Origin of the sequence: Xanthomonas nasturtii, assembly GCF_023337365.3 — a bacterium.
Taxonomy (GTDB): domain Bacteria; phylum Pseudomonadota; class Gammaproteobacteria; order Xanthomonadales; family Xanthomonadaceae; genus Xanthomonas; species Xanthomonas nasturtii.
In genome coordinates, this window is sequence record NZ_CP142084.2 from 3,536,514 (window position 1) to 3,554,834 (window position 18,321).

Consider the following 18,321-nt stretch of genomic DNA (forward strand, 5'->3'; position numbering starts at 1 on the left):
AACCGGGCTGAGCCAGGCTCATGCACGGCAGATATCAGCTCATGCCGGCGTGCGCGCACTGCGCCATCTCGCGCCAGCCTGAACAACGCGATAATATCTCTCTATACGGATGAATGTGGACAATCCGACCCCCTTGCGCCCCAGCCCGGCCGGATGCCAACCGCGCGGCGCGTGTCGTTCGCAGTTCCAGGAGACCAGCATGACCCGCCCCACCCTTTCGGTTATCGGCCTGGCCATCGCCGCCGCGCTTAGCGCCAACGCACAGGCCCAGCAGGCCGAGCCTGGCGCCCCCACCCTGGACACCGTGATCGTCACCGGCACCCGCGCCAGCGACCGCACCGTGCTGGAATCGACCGTGCCGGTGGACGTGCTCACCGCCGAGGACATCCGCAAGGCGGGCGTGGTCAACGGCGAACTGGGCAGCGCGCTGCAGGCGCTGCTGCCCTCGTTCAATTTCCCGCGCCAGTCCAACTCCGGCGGCGCCGACCACATCCGCGCCGCGCAGTTGCGCGGACTCTCGCCCGACCAGGTGCTGGTGCTGGTCAACGGCAAGCGCCGTCACACCTCGGCGCTGGTCAATACCGACAGCAAGATCGGCAAGGGCACCACGCCGGTGGATTTCAATTCCATCCCGATCAACGCGATCAAGCGCATCGAGGTGCTGCGCGACGGCGCCGGCGCGCAATACGGCTCCGATGCCATTGCCGGCGTGATCAACGTGATCCTGGACGACAACCCCGAGCGCGGCGAACTGGAAGCCAGCTTCGGCGCGTACAACACCGATGTGGAGCCGATCAACCGCCGCGTCACCGACGGCCAGACCAGCTACGCCAGTGCCAAGGTCGGCAGCCTGCTCGGCGACGAGGGCGGCTTTTTCAAGGTGGGCCTGGAGCTGAAGAACCGCGAAGCCACCAACCGCGCCGGCTTCGACCAGATTCCCGCATTCGAAGAACAGACCCCGGCCAATCTGGCCCTGGCCGGCCGGCGCAACTACGTACTCGGCGATGGCGCCACCAAGGGCCTGAACGCCTGGCTCAACACCAAGATTCCCTTCAGCGCCAACGGCGAGTTCTACGCCTTCGGCACCTACAACCAGCGCGACACCGAAGGCGCCAATTACTTCCGTTACCCCGATAGCAGCGCCAACTGGCGCGAGATCTACCCCAACGGCTACCGCCCGATTTCCGAAGGCGAAAACCGCGACCTGCAGATCGTTGCCGGCGCCCGTGGGCAATTGGGCAACTGGGATTACGACGCCAGCGTCAACTACGGCCGCAACGACTTCACCTACCGGCTGCGCAACTCGCTCAATGCATCGCTCGGTCCGGGCAGCACCACTGCGTTCAAGACCGGCGATTTCGCTTTCGCACAGACCGTGGGCAACGTCGATCTGACCCGCGTCTTCGATGTCGCCGGCGCCACCCACACCTTCGGCACCGGTGCCGAATTCCGCCGCGAGCAATACCGCACCCATGCCGGCGACCCGGCCAGCTACGCCGCCGGCCCGTTCACCGACCGCCCCACCGGCTCGCAGGCCGGCGGCGGGCTCACCCCGCAGGACGAAGCCGACCTGTCGCGCAACGTGGCCAGCGCCTACGCCAGCGTGTCCAGCCAGTTTGGCGACAAGTTCTCCACCGACCTGGCTGGCCGCTACGAGCATTACCAGGACTTCGGCAGCCAATGGACCGGCAAGCTGGCGGCGCGGTATGCGTTCGCCCCGGCGTTCGCGCTGCGCGGGGCGGTCTCCAATAACGTACGCGCGCCCTCGCTCAGCCAGATCGGCTACGAAGCCACCTCCACCGGCTACGACGCCGCCGGCCGCCTCACCCAGGGTCGCCTGCTGTCGGTCAACAACCCCATTGCCCGCGGGCTCGGCGCCACCGACCTGAAGCCGGAAAAATCGCTCAATTACAGCCTGGGCTTCACCAGCAGGCTGGGCGATCACTTCGACCTGTCATTGGACTTCTTCCAGATCGATATCGACGACCGCATCGCCTTGTCCGAGGACATCACAGGCGATGCGCTGACCAGCTTCGTGCAGCAGAACTTCGGCGTCACCGGCGTGCAGAGCGCCAGCTATTTCCTCAACGCCGCCGACACCCGTACCCGCGGCGCCGAGCTGGTCGCCAACTGGCGCCAGTACGCCTTCGGTGGCGACCTGCTGCTCACCGGCACCTACAGCTACGCCAAGACCGAACTGGAAAACATCATCGCCACCCCGGCGCAGCTGCTCGCCTTGAACCCGGAGTACGTGCTGTTCGGCGTGGAAGAAAGCAACACGCTCACCGACGCCGCACCGCGCACGCGCGCCGCGCTTGCCGCCAACTGGAGCAACGAGCACTGGAACCTGCAGACGCGCGTCAACCGCTACGGCAGCGCGACGCGCGTGTTCGATTTCGGCGGCGGCTTCGTGCCGCGCCAGACCTATGGCGCCGAATGGCAGCTGGACCTGGAAGCCGAATATCACCTGGGCACGCAGTGGACGCTGGCCATCGGCGGGCAGAACATCCTGGACAACTATTCGGACCGCTCCATCGACGATATCGCCTACTTCGGCAACCTGCCCTACGACGTGCTCTCGCCGATCGGCAGTAATGGCGCGTATTGGTATGGGCGGGTGCGGTATTCGTTCTAACGCCGGGATTGGCGGATTCGGGATTCGGGATTCGGGATTGGCAAGCGCAGATCGTCGCGAATCCCCACTCCCGAATCCCCAATCCCCGCCGTTGCATAACCTGAATATCACACTGCCTTGCGCACACTAGCGCGATGGCAGACGTGCACTCCCCCCTTCCGTCGCCGCCATTGCTGGACGATGCCTGCGCATTGTTTCTGGACGTGGACGGTACCCTCATCGACTTTGCCGACAGCCCCGAGGCTGTGCGGCTCCTGCCCGAGGTCCGCGCGGCCATCGAGCAACTGAGCGATCGCCTCAACGGCGCGGTGGCGCTGGTCAGCGGCAGGCCGCTGTCGCAACTGGATGCCTTGTTCGCGCCGCTGCGGCTGCCCGCCGCCGGCCTGCACGGACACGAATTGCGCAGCGACATCGCCGCACGCGCCGCCATGCCGCAGGACACCTCCGAATTTCTGCACGGCCTGCACCAACGCGCCGCCGCACTCACGCATCGACACCCGGGCGTGCTGGTCGAAGACAAGGGCGTCAGCGTCGCGCTGCACTGGCGCGCGCAGCCGCAGGCCGGCCCCGAGGTCCTCGCGTTCGCGCAGCAGGAGATCGCCCAGCTGTCCGGCTACCGGCTGCAGCCTGGCGACCATGTGGTCGAATTCGTGCCCGAAGGCAGCAACAAGGGCCTGGCGGTCGAGCAGCTGATGCAGCACGGCGCCTTCGCCGGCCGCACGCCGGTGTTCGTGGGCGACGATCTCACCGACGAATTCGGCTTCGACGCGGCCAACCGGCTCGGCGGCTGGAGCGTGCTGGTGGGCGATCGCCCGCAGACCAGCGCGCGCTTCCGCGTCGATGGCACCGCCGACGTACACGCGTGGTTGCAGCGCAACGCACGCCACCGCTGACCACAGCGCACCTTCTCTCTTCAACAGGATCGTTTGCACTCCATGACCGAGCCAAACCTGGATCTGGGCGTCATCGGCAATTGCAGTTTCGGTGCATTGGTCGATCGGCAGGCACGTGTGGTGTGGAGTTGCCTGCCGGCCTTCGACGGCGACCCGGCCTTTTGCACACTGCTTTCTCCCAAAACCGAAGGCGGCGATTTTGCCGTGGAACTGGAAGACTTCGTCAGCAGCGAGCAGCACTACCTGCCCAATACCGCGGTGCTGCGTACCGTCTTGCGCGATAGCCACGGCGGCGAAGTGGAAGTCATCGACTTCGCACCGCGCTGGCGTAACAACGGGCGTTTCTATCGGCCGGTGAGCATCATCCGGCAGATTCGCCCGCTGGCCGGCAACCCGCGCATCATTGTGCGCGCACGCCCGCTGGCCGACTGGGGCGGCCGCACGCCGGACACCACCTGGGGCAGCAACCACATCCGCTGGGTGTTGCCGGAATTCGCCCTGCGCCTGACCACCGATGTGCCGGTACGGTTCGTGCGCGATGGTTTGCCGTTCGTGCTCAGCCACCCCGTCAGCCTGGTGCTGGGCGTGGATGAATCGCTGACCCGTTCGCTCACCGGCTATGTACAGGAGGCGCAGGAACGCACTGAAGAATACTGGCGCGAATGGGTGCGCTATCTGTCCATTCCGCTGGACTGGCAGGAAGCGGTGATCCGCAGCGCAATCACGCTGAAGTTGTGCCAGTACGAAGACAGCGGCGCGATCATCGCCGCCATGACCACTTCGATTCCGGAAGCGCCGAATACGCCGCGCAACTGGGATTACCGGTATTGCTGGCTACGCGATGCCGCCTTCGTGGTGCGTGCGCTCAATCGGCTCGGCGCCACCCGCACGATGGAGCAGTTCATCGGTTACATCTTCAACATCGCCACCGCCGACGGCACCATGCAGCCGCTGTACGGCATCGGCTTCGAGTCGCAGCTGGAAGAACACGAAGTCGACACCATGGACGGCTACCGCGGCATGGGCCCGGTGCGGCGCGGCAATCTGGCCTGGATCCAGCAGCAGCACGATGTCTATGGCAGCGTGGTGCTGGCTTCGACACAGTTATTCTTCGACCTGCGCCTGAAGGACCAGGGCGATGCCGACACCTTCCGCCGGCTCGAGCCGCTGGGCGAGCGCGCTTACGCATTGCACAACGTGCCCGATGCTGGCCTGTGGGAGTTCCGCGGACGCGCCGAAGTGCACACCTATACCGCCGCGATGTGCTGGGCCGCCTGCGACCGCCTGTCCAAGATCGCCGATCGGCTGGTGCTGCCCGAGCGCGTGACGTACTGGCGCGAACGTGCCGACAGCATCCGCGAGCGGGTGCTGACCGAAGCCTGGAGCGATGAACACGGCCATTTCACCGACACGCTCGGTGGCCATCGGCTGGATGCATCGTTGCTGCTGCTGGCCGACATCGGCATCGTGGCCAACGACGACAGCCGCTTCGTGCGCACGGTCGAAGCGGTCGGCCGCGTGCTCAAGCATGGCGACGCACTGTATCGCTACATCGCACCGGATGACTTCGGTGAGCCGGAAACCAGCTTCACCATCTGCACGTTCTGGTACATCGATGCGCTGGCCGCGATCGGGCGCAAGGACGAGGCGCGTGAATTGTTCGAGCGCATCCTTACGCGCCGCAATCACCTGGGCTTGCTCTCGGAAGATTTATCGTTTGAAGACGGCGAAGCCTGGGGCAACTTCCCTCAGACCTATTCGCACGTTGGTTTGATCATCGCAGCGATGCGCTTGTCGCGGAGCTGGCAGGAGGCGTCATGAGTCGTTTGGTGGTGGTATCCAATCGTGTTGCAGTGCCCGGCGAAAACCGCGCAGGCGGCCTGGCCGTTGGCTTGTTGGCCGCGCTCAAGGAGCGCGGCGGCATGTGGTTCGGCTGGAGCGGCAAGACCGCGCGCGGCGACAGCGGCGGCATGCACGAGCAGACCGAGGGCGACATCACCTTCGTCACCATGGACCTCAACAAGCGCGATATCGACTCGTACTACAACGGCTTCGCCAATCGCACGTTGTGGCCGTTGCTGCACTTCCGTCTTGACCTGGTGGATTACGACCGTGCCAAGCGCGAAGGCTATCTGCGCGTCAATCGCCTGTTTGCGGAAAAACTCGCGCCGCTGCTGAAAGACAGCGATACCCTGTGGATCCACGATTACCACATGATCCCGCTGGGCGCGATGCTGCGCGAGCTGGGAGTGGGCTGCAAGATGGGCTTCTTCCTGCACGTGCCGATGCCCTCGGCGGACCTGGTGCAGGCCATGCCGGATCACGCGCGCTTGTTCAGCACCTTCTACGCCTACGATCTGGTCGGCTTCCAGACCCAGCGCGATGCCGAGCGGTTCAAGGCGTATGTGCGCCTGTTCGGTGGTGGACGCATTCTGGAAGGCGATCTGGTCGAAGGCCCGGGCGGGCGTCGCTTCACTGCGTCCTCGTTCCCGATCGGCATCGACACCGAGTTGATCGCCACCCAGGCGAAGGCGTCTGTCGGCAAGCAGGCCGTGCGCGATCTTCGCGAAAGTTTGCGCGGGCGGCAGCTGGCGATCGGTGTGGACCGCCTGGATTATTCCAAAGGCCTGCCGGAACGTTTCCAGGGTTTCGAACGCTACCTGGAGCGTTATCCGGATCAATCCGGCAGCCTCACCTATCTACAGATTGCGCCGGTATCGCGCGGCGATGTGGCCGAATATCGTCAGCTGCGCGGGCAACTGGAACAGATCGCCGGCCATATCAATGGTGGACATGCGGGTCCGGACTGGACGCCGTTGCGCTACGTCAACCAGAACTTCAGCCACGCCACCCTGACCGGCTTTTATCGCGCGGCGTCGGTGGGCTTGGTCACACCGCTGCGCGATGGCATGAATCTGGTCGCCAAGGAATTCGTGGCGGCGCAGGATCCGGAAAACCCGGGCGTCTTGGTGCTGTCGTTGCTGGCCGGTGCGGCCGACGAAATGAAAGAAGCGCTGTTGGTCAATCCACACGATCTGGATGGTGTGGCGGATGCAATCGCGACCGCGGCCAGCATGCCGCTGGCAACACGCATCGAACGCTGGCACGCGATGATGGATCACCTGCGCAAGAACAACATCAACCATTGGCGTCAGCGCTATCTGCAGGCACTCGCAGACGTTTAGGCCTCGCCAATCAGGAGGCTGAGTGCATGTCGTTCTCCCTCCGGGACAACGTGTGCAAAGCCGATGTACGCACTTCCTTTTCCCTCCGGGAAACGTGCGCAATCTCGCCGCATGCACTTGCTTCTCCCTCAGGGAGAAGGTGCCCGAAGGGCGGATGAGGGACGTTTGCCGGGATTTCCGCAGGCGCGCCCGGTTGCTGCAAATTCCACAGTGCCAGCGACAGCAATTGTTGCGCTGATCACTCTTTCAGTTGCCAACGCGCATCAGTCGGAACTGTCAGCGCACTTCGCCGCGCTGCTCAACTTCCACGCCAATTCAGTGCATCCGAGCAGCAGGTTGGAATGGTGGTTCCTGTTCCATCACGGACACGCGGCTCGTAGAGTTCTAAAATATTCAGATGAGTAGCGCTGAGGACCCTGGGAGGGGCTGCGCGTTCATATCCAAGGTCGCCGGCAACCTGTCGCGCGACATCTCTCCCTCCACGACTCGTCGCCCATTGCGGCCCCGAGTCCTTCCTGACATCTCAAAATGACTGATCAATCCTCAAAACGTGGGCTAGGCACCTGGTTGCTGGTGGCCTATGCAGTGGTGATCGCCGTGCTCGGTGCGGTGCTTGCCTACGAAGGCGGCCGCCTGGTGGCTGTCGGCGGCTCCTGGTACTACCTGTTGGCAGGCATCGGCCTGTTCCTGGCGGGCGCATTGCTGGCGCTGGGCAAGCGCACCGGCCTGTGGCTGTTTGGCGCAACGCTGGCCGCCACCATCGCCTGGGCACTGTGGGAAGTGGGCCTGGATGGCTGGGGCCTGGTCCCGCGTCTGGCCTGGATGTCGGTAGTGGGTCTGGTGTTGCTGCCGTTCTGGGGCGTGGCGCGTCGACGCATGCAGCCGTTGTCCGGCGCCGGCTATGTCGTGGTGACAGGCGTACTGCCGATCCTGGGCGCCGCCCTGATCCTGTGGCCGCTGTTTGTGCCGCGCAATGTGGAGCTGGCCGACGCATCCAGGCAGCCGGCGGATACTGCCACCGCCTTCAGCCGCGCCAACGTGCCCAGCCCGGACGGTAACGTCGCGGCCAATCACGATGCCAGCAACTGGACCTCGTACGCCGGCTCCAACCTGTCCAACCACTACACCCCCGGCGCGCAGATCACCCCGGACAACGCCAAGAACCTGAAGGTGGCCTGGGAGTTCCATACCGGCGATCTGAAGCCGGCCGGCTCCAAGCTGGGCTACGCCTTCCAGAACACCCCGCTCAAGGTCGGCGAGCTGCTCTACATCTGCACCCCGACCCAGAAGGTGATCGCGGTGGAAGCGGCCAACGGCAAGGAGCGCTGGCGCTTCGACCCGCAGACCAACCCCAAGGCGATGGCCGGCGTTGCCGCCACCACCTGCCGCGGCGTGTCGTACTACCAGGCGCCGCAAGGCACCGCCGAGTGCCCGACGCGGATCTTCTGGCCGATGGTCGATGGCCGCCTCGGCGCGCTGGACGCGCAGACCGGCAAGCTGTGCACCAGCTTCGGCAACAACGGCTTTGTCGATCTCAACGCCGGCACCGGCAACACCAAGCCGGGCTTCGTCGGCCCGACCTCGCCGCCGGTGGTGATGCGCGGCGTGGTGATCCAGCCCACCGGCCAGGTGCGCGACGGCCAGGAAGGCGATGCGCCGTCGGGCGTGGTGCGCGGCTTCGATGCGCTCACCGGCCAGCTGCGTTGGGCCTGGGACCTAGGCAACCCGGCGATCACCGCCGAGCCGCCGGCCGGGCAGACCTATACCCGTTCCACCCCGAACGTGTGGTCGCTGATGGCGGCCGACGACGAGCTGGGCCTGGTCTATCTGCCGACCGGCAATGCCTCGGGCGATTTCTTCGGCAAGGGCCGCACCCCGCAGGATGAGGAATACACCGCCTCCCTGGTTGCCGTGGATGCGGCCACCGGCAAGGAGCGTTGGCACTTCCGCACCGTCAATCACGACCTGTGGGATTACGACATCGGCCCGCAGCCCAATCTGGTGGATTGGCCGGTGGCTGGCGGCGGCACCCGTCCTGCGGTGATCCAGGCCACCAAGTCCGGCCAGGTATTCGTGCTGGACCGTGCCACCGGCGCGCCGCTGATGCCGGTCAAGCAGATGGCCGTGCCGCAGGGCACCGATCATGGCGACTGGACCGCTGCCACCCAGCCGATTTCGCCGGGCATGCCCAACACCGTGGGTGCGCCGAGCCGTGAGGTCGAAACCATCATCGAATCCGATGCCTGGGGCATGACCCCGTTCGACCAGCTGGCCTGCCGTATCCAGTTCAAGCAGTTGCGCTACGAAGGCATGTTCACCCCGCCGACGTTGCAAGGCTCGCTGGCATTCACCGGCAACCACGGCGGCATCAACTGGGGCGGTGTCTCGGTCGATCTGCAGCGCGGCATCATGGTGATGAACAGCAATCGCCTGCCCTACACCCTGGAGGTCTATACCCGCGAAAAAATGAATGAGCTGGGCGTGGTGTCGGTGTTCGACGGCAAGAGCAAGACGCCGGGCTACATGGCGCAGAAGGGCCTGGCCTACGGCGCCCGCAAGGAACCGTGGATGTCGCCGCTCAACACCCCGTGCGTGGCACCGCCGTGGGGCTACATCGCCGGCGTGGACCTGCGCACCCAGCAGGTGCTGTGGCGCCGTCCACTGGGCACAGGTTACGACCAGGGCCCGATGGGCATCCCGTCCAAGACCAAGTTCGAGATCGGCACGCCCAACAACAGCGGCTCGCTGACCACCGCTGGCGGCGTGACCTTCATCGGCGCGACCCTGGACGATTTCATGCGCGGCTTCGACACCCGCACCGGCAAGCAGGTCTGGGAAACCCGCGTACCGGCTGGCCCGCAAGCGGCACCGCTGAGCTACACCATCGATGGCAAGCAATACATCGTGGCCGCCGTGGGTGGACACGACCGCATGGAAACCAAGTCCGGCGACAGCGTGATCGCCTGGGCATTGCCGGACGATGCGCAGGCCAAGCCGGCGAAGTAATCGCCAGCCCGCGCGTGCAATGACACAACAGACCGGCCGTCGCAAGATGGCCGGTCTGTTGTGGGCGCGGACTGCCGATCGGGCGGATTGCCGTTACGTGGTGGCGCGGGACATGAGGCATGCAGCCGGCATCCGGGCTCCGGCCGCACGCCTGACTTGCGCGGTGTCGCGCCCGTCGATGCACAGGTGTGGCGAACTACGGTTTGACTGACGGGGCCATCTACATCGCACGAGCCTTGCCGGCTTGCGTCGTTCCGAAGTTCTTCGGCTCGATGTTTTTCAATTGCGCCTGCTGCGGTTCCCGAGACTCGGTGCACTGCCGTAGCGATGGGTTGTGCCCGCTTCGTTTTCAGTGCGAACCCGACGACCGGCGGCGGTGTAAAGCGCGCCAGTCGCTGCCACCAGAGCAGAGAGGGGCAAACCGGTCATGCGCATTCCAGCGGTAAGTGGTGCTTGCCTAGTCAGCTCACCCCAGAATTCACGCAGAATTTACAACTACACCAATTGCGTCCGGCCGTCGGCAAGTGACTCAACCGCTTTTTACCCCCCAACTGAAACCGCTTCCAAATCAAGGGCATCGGCGTTCCCGGACACTTGAGTCACACATTCCGACGAAAGGTGATTTCACGCCATCATGATTCGGGCTCATCCGCCGATACCCCATTGCAGCCCACCCCTGCCGCACACCTTTCCCCTATCCCTGAACACACGTTGGATTCAGCCTATGTTGCCTTCACACGATGCCGCACCCGTTTCCCGCCCATCGGCGGCGGCAAACGTTGCGCGTACCACCTGGAATGCATGGATGCCCGCTCTGGCACACCTCGGGCTGCTGGCCTTGCTGACGTTCTATGCCGCCACGCTGATGCCCGGCGGCGTCGCTGGCGCCGTTGCGAAGCTGTGCCCGGCCCTGCTGGTGCTCGGCGCGGCCAGCGTTGGCCTGTGGTGGTGGGCACGTCGTCGCAACAGTGCACAGCTGCAGCAGGCAGTGACTGCGGTCGCGGCGCTGGGCGATGGCCGCTTCCAGCGCCTGAACCTGCGCACCGCCTCCGGCGAGTTCGCACCGCTGCTGCAGACCTTGCAGGCGACCCAAGACAAACTGGCTATCCGCATCGACGTGATGGAACAAGGCCTGCGCCATGGGCAGTTCGTGATCAAGGCACTCGACGACCTGGACACCATGATCCGCATCGCCGACGACGACGGCCAGGTGCTGTTCGCCAATCGCAAATTGCTGGCGATGCTCAAACTGATCGAACCGGATGTGCAGAGCTTCCGCCCCAGCTTCCATGCCGAAGGCTTCGTTGGCGGCAGCATCGGCGACATTTATCCGGACAGCCAGGCCGCCATCGACCGCATGCGCGCCTTGAATGCCTCCAAGGCCGTGCGCGCGCCGTTCTTCGGCCGACAGATCGACTTCGTCTACAGCCCGATCATCGCTGCTGACGGCACCAAGCTGGGCAACATCGCGCAGTGGATGGACGTCACCGCGCAGGTCAACGCCGAGGAGGCGCTGATCCAGATCATCGACGCGGCATCGGCCGGCGATTTCAGCCGCCGCATGCAGGTCGACGGCATGGACGGGGTGCTGTTGTCGCTGGCGCAAGGCATCAACCGCATCTACGACTCGGTGGAAACTCACCTGGCCGCGTTGGCGCGCGTCATCAGCGCAATGGCCGAAGGCGACCTTACCCAGCGTGTGGACGGCGATGCGCACGGCATCTTCGCGCGCTTGCGCGACGACACCAACCAGACCGTCACCCGTCTGACCGAAATCATCGGCGGCATCCAGACCGCATCGGACACCATCCGTCAGGCTGCGGTGGAAATCGCCGCCGGCAATACCGACCTCTCCGAACGCACCGAGCAGCAGGCGGCCAATCTGGAAGAAACCGCAAGCTCGATGGAAGAACTCACCTCCACCGTGAAGCAGAACGCCGAGAGCGCACTGCAGGCCAATCGCCTGGTGGTGGGCACCGGCGAGGTTGCGCAGAGCGGCGGCCAGGTGATGGACGATGTGGTGGCCACCATGAGCCAGATCAGCACCGCCTCGCGCAAGATCGGCGAGATCATCGGCGTCATCGACGGCATCGCGTTCCAGACCAATATCCTGGCGCTCAACGCCGCGGTGGAAGCGGCACGCGCCGGCGAACAGGGCCGCGGCTTTGCGGTGGTCGCCTCGGAAGTGCGCGCGCTGGCGCGACGCTCGGCCGATGCGGCCAAGGAGATCAAGACGCTGATCGCCGACTCCACCGACAAGGTGGAACTGGGCTCGGGCCTGGTGCACCGCGCCGGCGCGACCATGCGCGAGATCGTCGGCTCGGTCAAACACGTCACCGACATCATGAGCGAGATCACCGCCGCCAGCGCCGAGCAGTCCAGCGGCATCGAGCAGGTCAACCGCACCGTGGCGCAGCTGGACGAAGTGACCCAACGCAATGCCGCGCTGGTGGAAGAAGCCACCGCCGCTGCACGCAGCCTGGAAGAACAGGCCGTGGAGCTGGCCGATGCGGTCTCGATCTTCCGCCTGCAGCCTGCGCACAGCAGCAACTCGAACGTGGTGCGCGCAAGTTTTGGCAACGCGGCGGCGTAAGCGGCCGATGCACCGAATCGGGAATAGCCAACGCGGCACTGGCTTGCCGAGCTAAGCGCTAGTCGAGAAATCGCTCGCGCTGCTCCGGGCTGGGCAACATGCAATGCTCGGTGCGACCGAACCAGCGGTAGCGATTGCGGGCGATCAAGCGATAACCGATATCGCGCACGCTGCGTGGCGGCACGCGTAGCAACGCGGCCAGCCGCCAAACGCCGCCGAGCCCGGCAAGCACGCGCACGATTGCATCGCTATCGGTCCAGGCACCGCCGGCATCCACCAGCAGGAACGATAACGGGTCGTCCGGGTCCAGACCGTGCTGCAGCAGCAGCGCGCGCCCGGCCTGTCCCTGCATGGCGGCGAAGCGATAACGCCCACGTCGATCGTGGCGCAGCAGAAACTTGACCCAGCCATTGCACAACAGGCACACGCCATCGAACACGATGGTTGCGGGCCTCGCGCCTGGCTTGCCGCCGGGTGGCGCAACACCAGGCGGCTCCGAATGAGACGGCTCCACTTGTGCGCCTTCAATGCGCGGTGAATCAACGCAGTTCAAGCCAGCCCTCGTAGCGAATGAAGGCGCCCACCAGCGGCAAGCGCACATCGACCAGAAATCCATAGCGCCAGGCATCGGCATGCTCGCGGCAACGCACCCGCTCGAACCAGCGCGCTGGCATCTGCCGCTGCTGTACCCAGTGCACTGCGCGGACCGGTGCGGGCAACCGCGCGAAGGCCTCCCGCCCGAGCACCTGGGCAAACAGCGGCGTGCTCAGGGCGCGATCCAGGCCAGCGTGGCCATGCGTCCGCTGCGGCGATCGCGACGATGCGAGAAGAAGCGCTGCGGATCGGAAATGGTGCACAACCCGCCGCCATGGATGGCGCCGACCGGCACACCGGCATGCGCCAGGCGCTGCCGTGCGAGCGCATACAGATCCACCCGCCAATGCCCCGGACGCGTGGCGACAAACGCGTGTTGCGCCTGTGCATCGTGCGCGACAAAGGCGTTGAACACGTCCTCGCCGATTTCATAGACCTGCGGCCCCGCCGCCGGCCCCAGCCAGGCCATCAGCTGTTGCGGTGGCGTGCGCATCGCGGCCACGCTGCGCTCCAGCACGCCGTCGGCCAGCCCGCGCCAACCGGCATGCGCGGCGGCGATCTCGCTGCCATCGACCGCCACGAACACCACCGGCAGGCAGTCGGCGGTGAGGATCGCCAACACCACGCCGGGCACCGCCGTCACCGCCGCATCGGCAATCGGTTCGTGCACGCCCGGCGGCAGAGTGCCTGCCCTGTCCGTTGGCGCGGGCACAGCGGGCGGTGCGTCCAGCCGCGCAACCTCCACGCCGTGCACCTGGCGCAGCCAGTGCGGCGGGCTCGGCAATGCCAGTGCGTCGTCCAACAGCGCCCGGTTGCGCTCCACCTGCGCGGGCACATCGCCGTCGGCGCTGCTGCGGTTACCAAGGTTCAGCGTGTCGAACGGCGCCAGCGAGCCGCCAAGGCCATGCCGCAGCGTGGTCAGCGCGTGGATGCGTGGCGGCGCCGGCCAGTCGGCGGGCAGGATGAAGGGCGCGGCCACGGCCACCTCAGCGGCGTGCCAGCTCGGCGGCGCGTGCGCTGTCTTCGCGCAAGGCGGTCATCAGGCGCTGCAGATCGGCCGGCACCGGCGCGCTGGCGCGCACCGGCTCGCCACTGACCGGATGCACGAACTCCAGGGTTTCGGCATGCAGCGCCTGGCGCTTGAAGGTACGCAATTCGTGCACCAGCTCGTCGGTGGCGCCCTTGGGCAGCTTGAGCGCACCGCCGTACAGCGGGTCGCCGACGATGGGCGACTTCAGATGCGCCATATGCACGCGGATCTGATGGGTGCGCCCGGTTTCCAGACGGCATTCCAGCGCGGTGTGCGCGCGGAAGCGCTCGCGCAGGCGGTAATGGGTCACCGCATCGCGGCCATCGTCGCGCACCGCCATTTTCAGCCGATCGCGCGGGTGGCGGTCGATCGGCGCATTGGCGGTGCCACCGGAGACCAGCGCGCCGACCACCACCGCCAGATACTGGCGATGCACGTCGCGCGCGGACAGCTGCTCCACCAGCGCGGTCTGCGCCTGCACGGTGCGCGCCACTACCATCACGCCGCTGGTGTCCTTGTCCAGGCGATGCACCACGCCGGCGCGCGGCACCGACGCCAGCGCCGGGTCGCGGAACAGCAGTGCGTTGACCAGCGTCCCATCCGGATTGCCGGCACCCGGATGCACCACCAGGCCGGCCGGCTTGTCGATCACCAGTACCTGCTCGTCTTCGTACAGCACGCTCAGCGGGATGTCCTGCGGCGCGGCGTGGGTCTGGGTTTCCAGCACCACCTGCACCTGCACGCTCTCGCCGCCGCGCAAGGTGTCGCGCGGGCGCGCCATGGCGCCATCCAGCAGCGCGTCGCCGGACTTGATCCACTCCGACAGCCGCGAGCGCGAGAATTCGGGAAACAGCTCGGCCAGCACCGCGTCGAAACGGCGCCCGGCGGCGTTGTCGGGCACGATCGCCTGGCGGATGGACGGGTCGAGGGGTTCGGCAGATGGGTCGGACATGGACACAGGCACTCAGGCAAAAGCGGGAATTTGGGGGTCCGGGCGGCGGGAGTCAGTCGCCGGACAGGCCACTAGGCTATCATCGCGCTCTCGTTTTCCTGATGCGTCCTGCCCAGACCCATGATCCGACGGTCCACGTTTTCCGCGCCTGCGCGCCTCATTGCCCTGATGCTGGTCATGGCGTTCGTCGTCACCGGCTGCCACCGCGGCGCCAAGGACAAGAATCCAGACGAAGGCATGCCGGTCGAACAGCTCTACGGCAAGGGCCACAATTTGATGGAGAAAGGCAACTGGGCCGGCGCCGAAGCCAGCTACAAGCGCCTGATCGCCCAGTACCCGTATGGGCCGTACACCGAGCAGGCGATGATCGAAACCGCCTACGCGCAGTACAAGGCCGGCAAGCACGACGACACGGTGTCCAGCGTCGACCGCTTCATCCGGACCTACCCGACCCACCGCAACATCTCCTACCTGTATTACCTGCGCGGGCTGGCCAACAGCAACCGCGACACGGTGTTCCTGCGCCGCGTGTGGTCGCTGGACCCGAGCCGCCGCGACCTGTCCTCGCCGCAGCAGGCCTACAACGACTTCAACACCGTCACCGACCGCTACCCGAACAGCCGCTACGCGCCGGACGCGCGCAAGCGGATGATCGAACTGCGCGACGTGTTTGCCCAGCACGAGCTGGACAACGCGCTGTACTACCTGCGTCGCAACGCATGGGTGTCGGCGGCTGGCCGTGCCAATTACCTGCTGGAAACCTATCCGCAGAGCGCCTATCAATACGACGCCGTTGCGGTGCTGGCCGAGGCCTATACGCACCTGGGCAACAAGACCCTGGCGGCCGACGCACGCCGCGTGCTGGAACTCAACAGCCCGCAGCACCCGTGGCTGACCGGCAACTGGCCGAAGTATCCGTGGGCCATCCGCAAGCTCAACCCGTTTGCCGGCGAAAAATCTGCCGCCACCGGTCAGCGCAATGCACAGATGAGCCGCGACTGAGGCATCAGGCGCAGCGCATTCCAAAAAAGAGGCCGCAAGGCCTCTTCTTTGTTTTAGCGATGGTGAGGCGGCACGGTGGGCTGCAGTGGCACTGACTGAGGCTGCAGCTGATGTAACAGCAACAGCATGCGTCCACCTGCGCCTGCATCTTGAACAAGCCTGACCTCCCCGCCCAGCGCGCTGCTGCCGGACCCGGCGCGCATCCAGGACCCGGCGCCAGGTCACCGAATGCCCAGGATCCGCTGCCTATACTGACTTGAAACCCTTCGAGCCCAGCCAAGGAGGCCGCATGTCTCGTGCCATCGTCCCGTTGCTGCTCATGCTGTTGCTGGCGACACTGGCGACAACAGCCACCGCAGCCCCCATCGTCTACGGCGTCGACGCCCACGACAATCGCCCCGGCTATCCCATGACTCAGGCCGAGGCACGCTTCAAGCTGCTGGCCGCGCGCAACCTGCGCAGCTACCGGTTCGATGTCGACCCGCGCGATTACGCAACGCTGGATACGCTGGTCCCGTTGGCACGCAAGTACGGCATCACCTTGCGTCCGATGGTTTACCCGATATCGCGCGAGATCGGCTACCAACTAATGTCCGAGACAACTACGCCGGCGTGGTGGCCGAGGTGAACGTCTACGAGTTACTGGACCAGACCACCATCCAGGGCGCCGAAGGCCACTTTGGCCTGATGTACGACCTGGCACGGCCAAAACCGACCCTGGACCTGCCCACCCGTTTCGCTCAACCGCCAGCGACCGCGGCGGCAGCCGGCAACTGACCGGAGTCGCCAGCTACTGCCCGGAATAACCATTGGTGATGGGATAGCGCCGCTCACGCCCGAATGCACGCCGCGACACCTTCGGCCCGGGTGCGGACTGATGGCGCTTCCATTCGTTGAGCCGCACCAGCCGCAGCACATGCTCCACCGTCTCGGCGGCGTAACCGGCGGCGACGATGTCATCGCGCGACTGCTCCTGGTCGACGTAGCGGTACAGGATGCCGTCGAGCACATCATAGGGCGGCAGCGAATCCTGGTCGGTCTGGTTGTCGCGCAACTCGGCCGACGGCGGGCGTGAGATCACCGCCGGCGGAATCACCGGCGCGCCGCCCACGGTGTTGCGCCACTTGGCCAGGCCGAACACCTCCGTCTTGTACAGATCCTTGAGCGGGGCATAGCCGCCGCACATGTCGCCGTAGATGGTGGCGTAGCCCACCGCGTATTCGCTCTTGTTGCCGGTGGTCAGCACCAGCCCGCCGAACTTGTTGGACAAGGCCATCAGGAGCACGCCGCGGCTGCGCGACTGCAGGTTTTCTTCGGTGATATCCGGCTGAGTGCCTGCGAACATCGGCCCCAATGCACCGAGCAAGCCTTCGAAGGCCGGCTCGATCGCGATGGTTTCCAGCTTGACGCCCAGCGCGCGGCATTGCTCCTCGGCCAGATCGTTGGAGAGGTTTGCGGTGTAACGCGACGGCAGGCGCACCGCAGTGACGTTGTCGCCGCCCAGCGCATCGACCGCCATCGCCAGCACCAGTGCCGAGTCGATGCCGCCGGACAGGCCCAACCACACCTTGCTGAAACCGTTCTTGCGGCAGTAGTCCTGCAGCCCGCGCACCACCGCACGCCACGCCAGTGCGTCCATGCTCTCATCGCCGTCGTCCACCCACACCACCGGGGTGAAGCTGCGCTCGCCGGCGGCGTAGTCCACCACCAACCACTGGTCCACGAAGGCGGCGGCGGCCGGATGCACGGTGCCGTCGCCATCGGCCACTACCGATGCGCCGTCGAACACCAGCGCGTCCTGCCCGCCGACGACGTTGAGATAGGCAATCGCCGCCCCGCTCTCACGCGTGCGTTCGGCCAGCAGAGCGTCGCGCTGCGCATGCTTGCCACGCTCATATGGCGATGCATTGGGAACCAGCACCAGCTCGGCGCCAGCCTGCACGGTGTTGGCCAACGGCTCGGCGAACCACAGGTCTTCGCAGATCACCACGCCCACCTGCACACCCTTGACCGTGACCACGCAGTTGTCGCCGTCCGGGTCCACGTCGAAATAGCGGCGCTCGTCGAACACCGCGTAATTGGGCAATTCGCGCTTGCGGTAAGTCGCCTCGATGCGCCCGTCGCGCAACACGCTGGCGGCGTTGTAGACCACGCTGCCGGCACTCTGCGGCCAGCCGACTACCGCGACAATGCCGCGCGTGCTGGCGGCAATGCGCGCCAGCGCTTGCTCGCAATGGGCGAGAAAACCCGGCCGCAGCAGCAGGTCCTCCGGCGGATACCCGCTGATCGCCAGCTCGGGAAACAGCACGATGTCGGCGTCGAACTCGTCACGCGCTGCTGCGATGTACTCGATGATGCGATCGGTATTCTGCGTCACGGCACCGACCGGGAAGTCGAACTGGGCCATGGCGATGCGGAGCGTCTGGGACAT

12 protein-coding genes and 1 pseudogene are annotated in these 18,321 nt (G+C 65.7%); 8 read left to right on the top strand and 5 right to left on the bottom strand.

The window, feature by feature from the left end; genetic code table 11:
• The first annotated feature begins 199 nt into the window (after nucleotides 1-199).
• From M3O59_RS15375 to M3O59_RS15400, 6 genes are all read left to right on the top strand, one after another.
• Complete coding sequence (locus tag M3O59_RS15375) at nucleotides 200-2,635, top strand: TonB-dependent receptor plug domain-containing protein (RefSeq protein ID WP_116906320.1); 2,436 nt, start codon at nucleotides 200-202, stop codon at nucleotides 2,633-2,635.
• A gap of 134 nt (nucleotides 2,636-2,769) precedes the next feature.
• Complete coding sequence (gene otsB, locus M3O59_RS15380) at nucleotides 2,770-3,528, top strand: trehalose-phosphatase (protein ID WP_116906306.1); 759 nt, start codon at nucleotides 2,770-2,772, stop codon at nucleotides 3,526-3,528.
• 42 nt (nucleotides 3,529-3,570) lie between these two features.
• Nucleotides 3,571-5,349 (top strand): glycoside hydrolase family 15 protein, encoded by a 1,779-nt coding sequence (locus M3O59_RS15385; RefSeq protein WP_116906307.1) that lies wholly within the window; start codon nucleotides 3,571-3,573, stop codon nucleotides 5,347-5,349.
• Nucleotides 5,346-6,713: an alpha,alpha-trehalose-phosphate synthase (UDP-forming) gene (otsA, locus tag M3O59_RS15390; RefSeq protein WP_064634560.1), complete on the top strand. Its 1,368-nt coding sequence runs from the start codon at nucleotides 5,346-5,348 to the stop codon at nucleotides 6,711-6,713. Before M3O59_RS15385 ends, otsA begins: the two co-directional genes overlap by 4 nt.
• A 567-nt stretch (nucleotides 6,714-7,280) precedes the next feature.
• On the top strand, nucleotides 7,281-9,719 hold the full coding sequence (locus tag M3O59_RS15395; protein WP_181920607.1) for a membrane-bound PQQ-dependent dehydrogenase, glucose/quinate/shikimate family: 2,439 nt from the start codon (nucleotides 7,281-7,283) through the stop codon (nucleotides 9,717-9,719).
• A gap of 724 nt (nucleotides 9,720-10,443) precedes the next feature.
• Nucleotides 10,444-12,312 (top strand): methyl-accepting chemotaxis protein, encoded by a 1,869-nt coding sequence (locus M3O59_RS15400; RefSeq protein WP_064634558.1) that lies wholly within the window; start codon nucleotides 10,444-10,446, stop codon nucleotides 12,310-12,312.
• A 58-nt stretch (nucleotides 12,313-12,370) separates the two neighbouring features.
• Here the strand turns inward: M3O59_RS15400 and M3O59_RS15405 are convergent, their stop codons facing one another.
• Genes M3O59_RS15405 through rluD form a run of 4 tightly spaced genes read right to left on the bottom strand, consistent with a single transcriptional unit; the run spans nucleotide 12,371 to nucleotide 14,888 of the window.
• A complete protein-coding gene (locus tag M3O59_RS15405; RefSeq protein WP_373418977.1) occupies nucleotides 12,371-12,826 on the bottom strand; it encodes a thiol-disulfide oxidoreductase DCC family protein in 456 nt (151 codons plus the stop codon).
• A gap of 25 nt (nucleotides 12,827-12,851) precedes the next feature.
• The gene (locus M3O59_RS15410; protein ID WP_181920608.1) at nucleotides 12,852-13,082 is read right to left on the bottom strand and encodes a DUF4166 domain-containing protein; all 231 of its coding nucleotides are present in this window, start codon (nucleotides 13,080-13,082) and stop codon (nucleotides 12,852-12,854) included.
• Nucleotides 13,079-13,891: a peptidoglycan editing factor PgeF gene (gene pgeF / locus M3O59_RS15415; protein WP_064634555.1), complete on the bottom strand. Its 813-nt coding sequence runs from the start codon at nucleotides 13,889-13,891 to the stop codon at nucleotides 13,079-13,081. The genes M3O59_RS15410 and pgeF overlap by 4 nt, the downstream gene beginning before the upstream one ends.
• Nucleotide 13,892: 1 nt before the next feature.
• Complete coding sequence (rluD, locus tag M3O59_RS15420) at nucleotides 13,893-14,888, bottom strand: 23S rRNA pseudouridine(1911/1915/1917) synthase RluD (RefSeq protein ID WP_064634554.1); 996 nt, start codon at nucleotides 14,886-14,888, stop codon at nucleotides 13,893-13,895.
• Between the two features lie 120 nt (nucleotides 14,889-15,008).
• On the opposite strand from rluD, the gene M3O59_RS15425 reads away from it, so the two are divergent.
• Together M3O59_RS15425 and M3O59_RS15430 are read left to right on the top strand one after the other, a co-directional pair.
• Nucleotides 15,009-15,890, top strand: a complete 882-nt coding sequence (locus M3O59_RS15425; protein WP_064634553.1) for an outer membrane protein assembly factor BamD — start codon at nucleotides 15,009-15,011, stop codon at nucleotides 15,888-15,890.
• A gap of 289 nt (nucleotides 15,891-16,179) precedes the next feature.
• Nucleotides 16,180-16,667: pseudogene (locus M3O59_RS15430) on the top strand (hypothetical protein).
• A 13-nt stretch (nucleotides 16,668-16,680) separates the two neighbouring features.
• Here the strand turns inward: M3O59_RS15430 and M3O59_RS15435 are convergent.
• Nucleotides 16,681-18,321 carry an NAD+ synthase gene (locus M3O59_RS15435; RefSeq protein WP_064634552.1) on the bottom strand — a complete coding sequence of 547 codons (1,641 nt, stop codon included), beginning with the start codon at nucleotides 18,319-18,321 and terminating at the stop codon, nucleotides 16,681-16,683.

Excerpts from the sequence above, each read along its gene's own strand:
- otsA (WP_064634560.1), top strand. The coding sequence starts at position 5,346 with ATGAGTCGTTTGGTGGTGGTATCCAATCGTGTTGCAGTGCCCGGCGAA.
- M3O59_RS15400 (WP_064634558.1), top strand. The coding sequence starts at position 10,444 with ATGTTGCCTTCACACGATGCCGCACCCGTTTCCCGCCCATCGGCGGCG.
- otsB (WP_116906306.1), top strand. The coding sequence starts at position 2,770 with ATGGCAGACGTGCACTCCCCCCTTCCGTCGCCGCCATTGCTGGACGAT.
- M3O59_RS15435 (WP_064634552.1), bottom strand. The coding sequence starts at position 18,321 with ATGTCCCAGACGCTCCGCATCGCCATGGCCCAGTTCGACTTCCCGGTC.
- M3O59_RS15425 (WP_064634553.1), top strand. The coding sequence starts at position 15,009 with ATGATCCGACGGTCCACGTTTTCCGCGCCTGCGCGCCTCATTGCCCTG.
- M3O59_RS15385 (WP_116906307.1), top strand. The coding sequence starts at position 3,571 with ATGACCGAGCCAAACCTGGATCTGGGCGTCATCGGCAATTGCAGTTTC.
- rluD (WP_064634554.1), bottom strand. The coding sequence starts at position 14,888 with ATGTCCGACCCATCTGCCGAACCCCTCGACCCGTCCATCCGCCAGGCG.
- M3O59_RS15375 (WP_116906320.1), top strand. The coding sequence starts at position 200 with ATGACCCGCCCCACCCTTTCGGTTATCGGCCTGGCCATCGCCGCCGCG.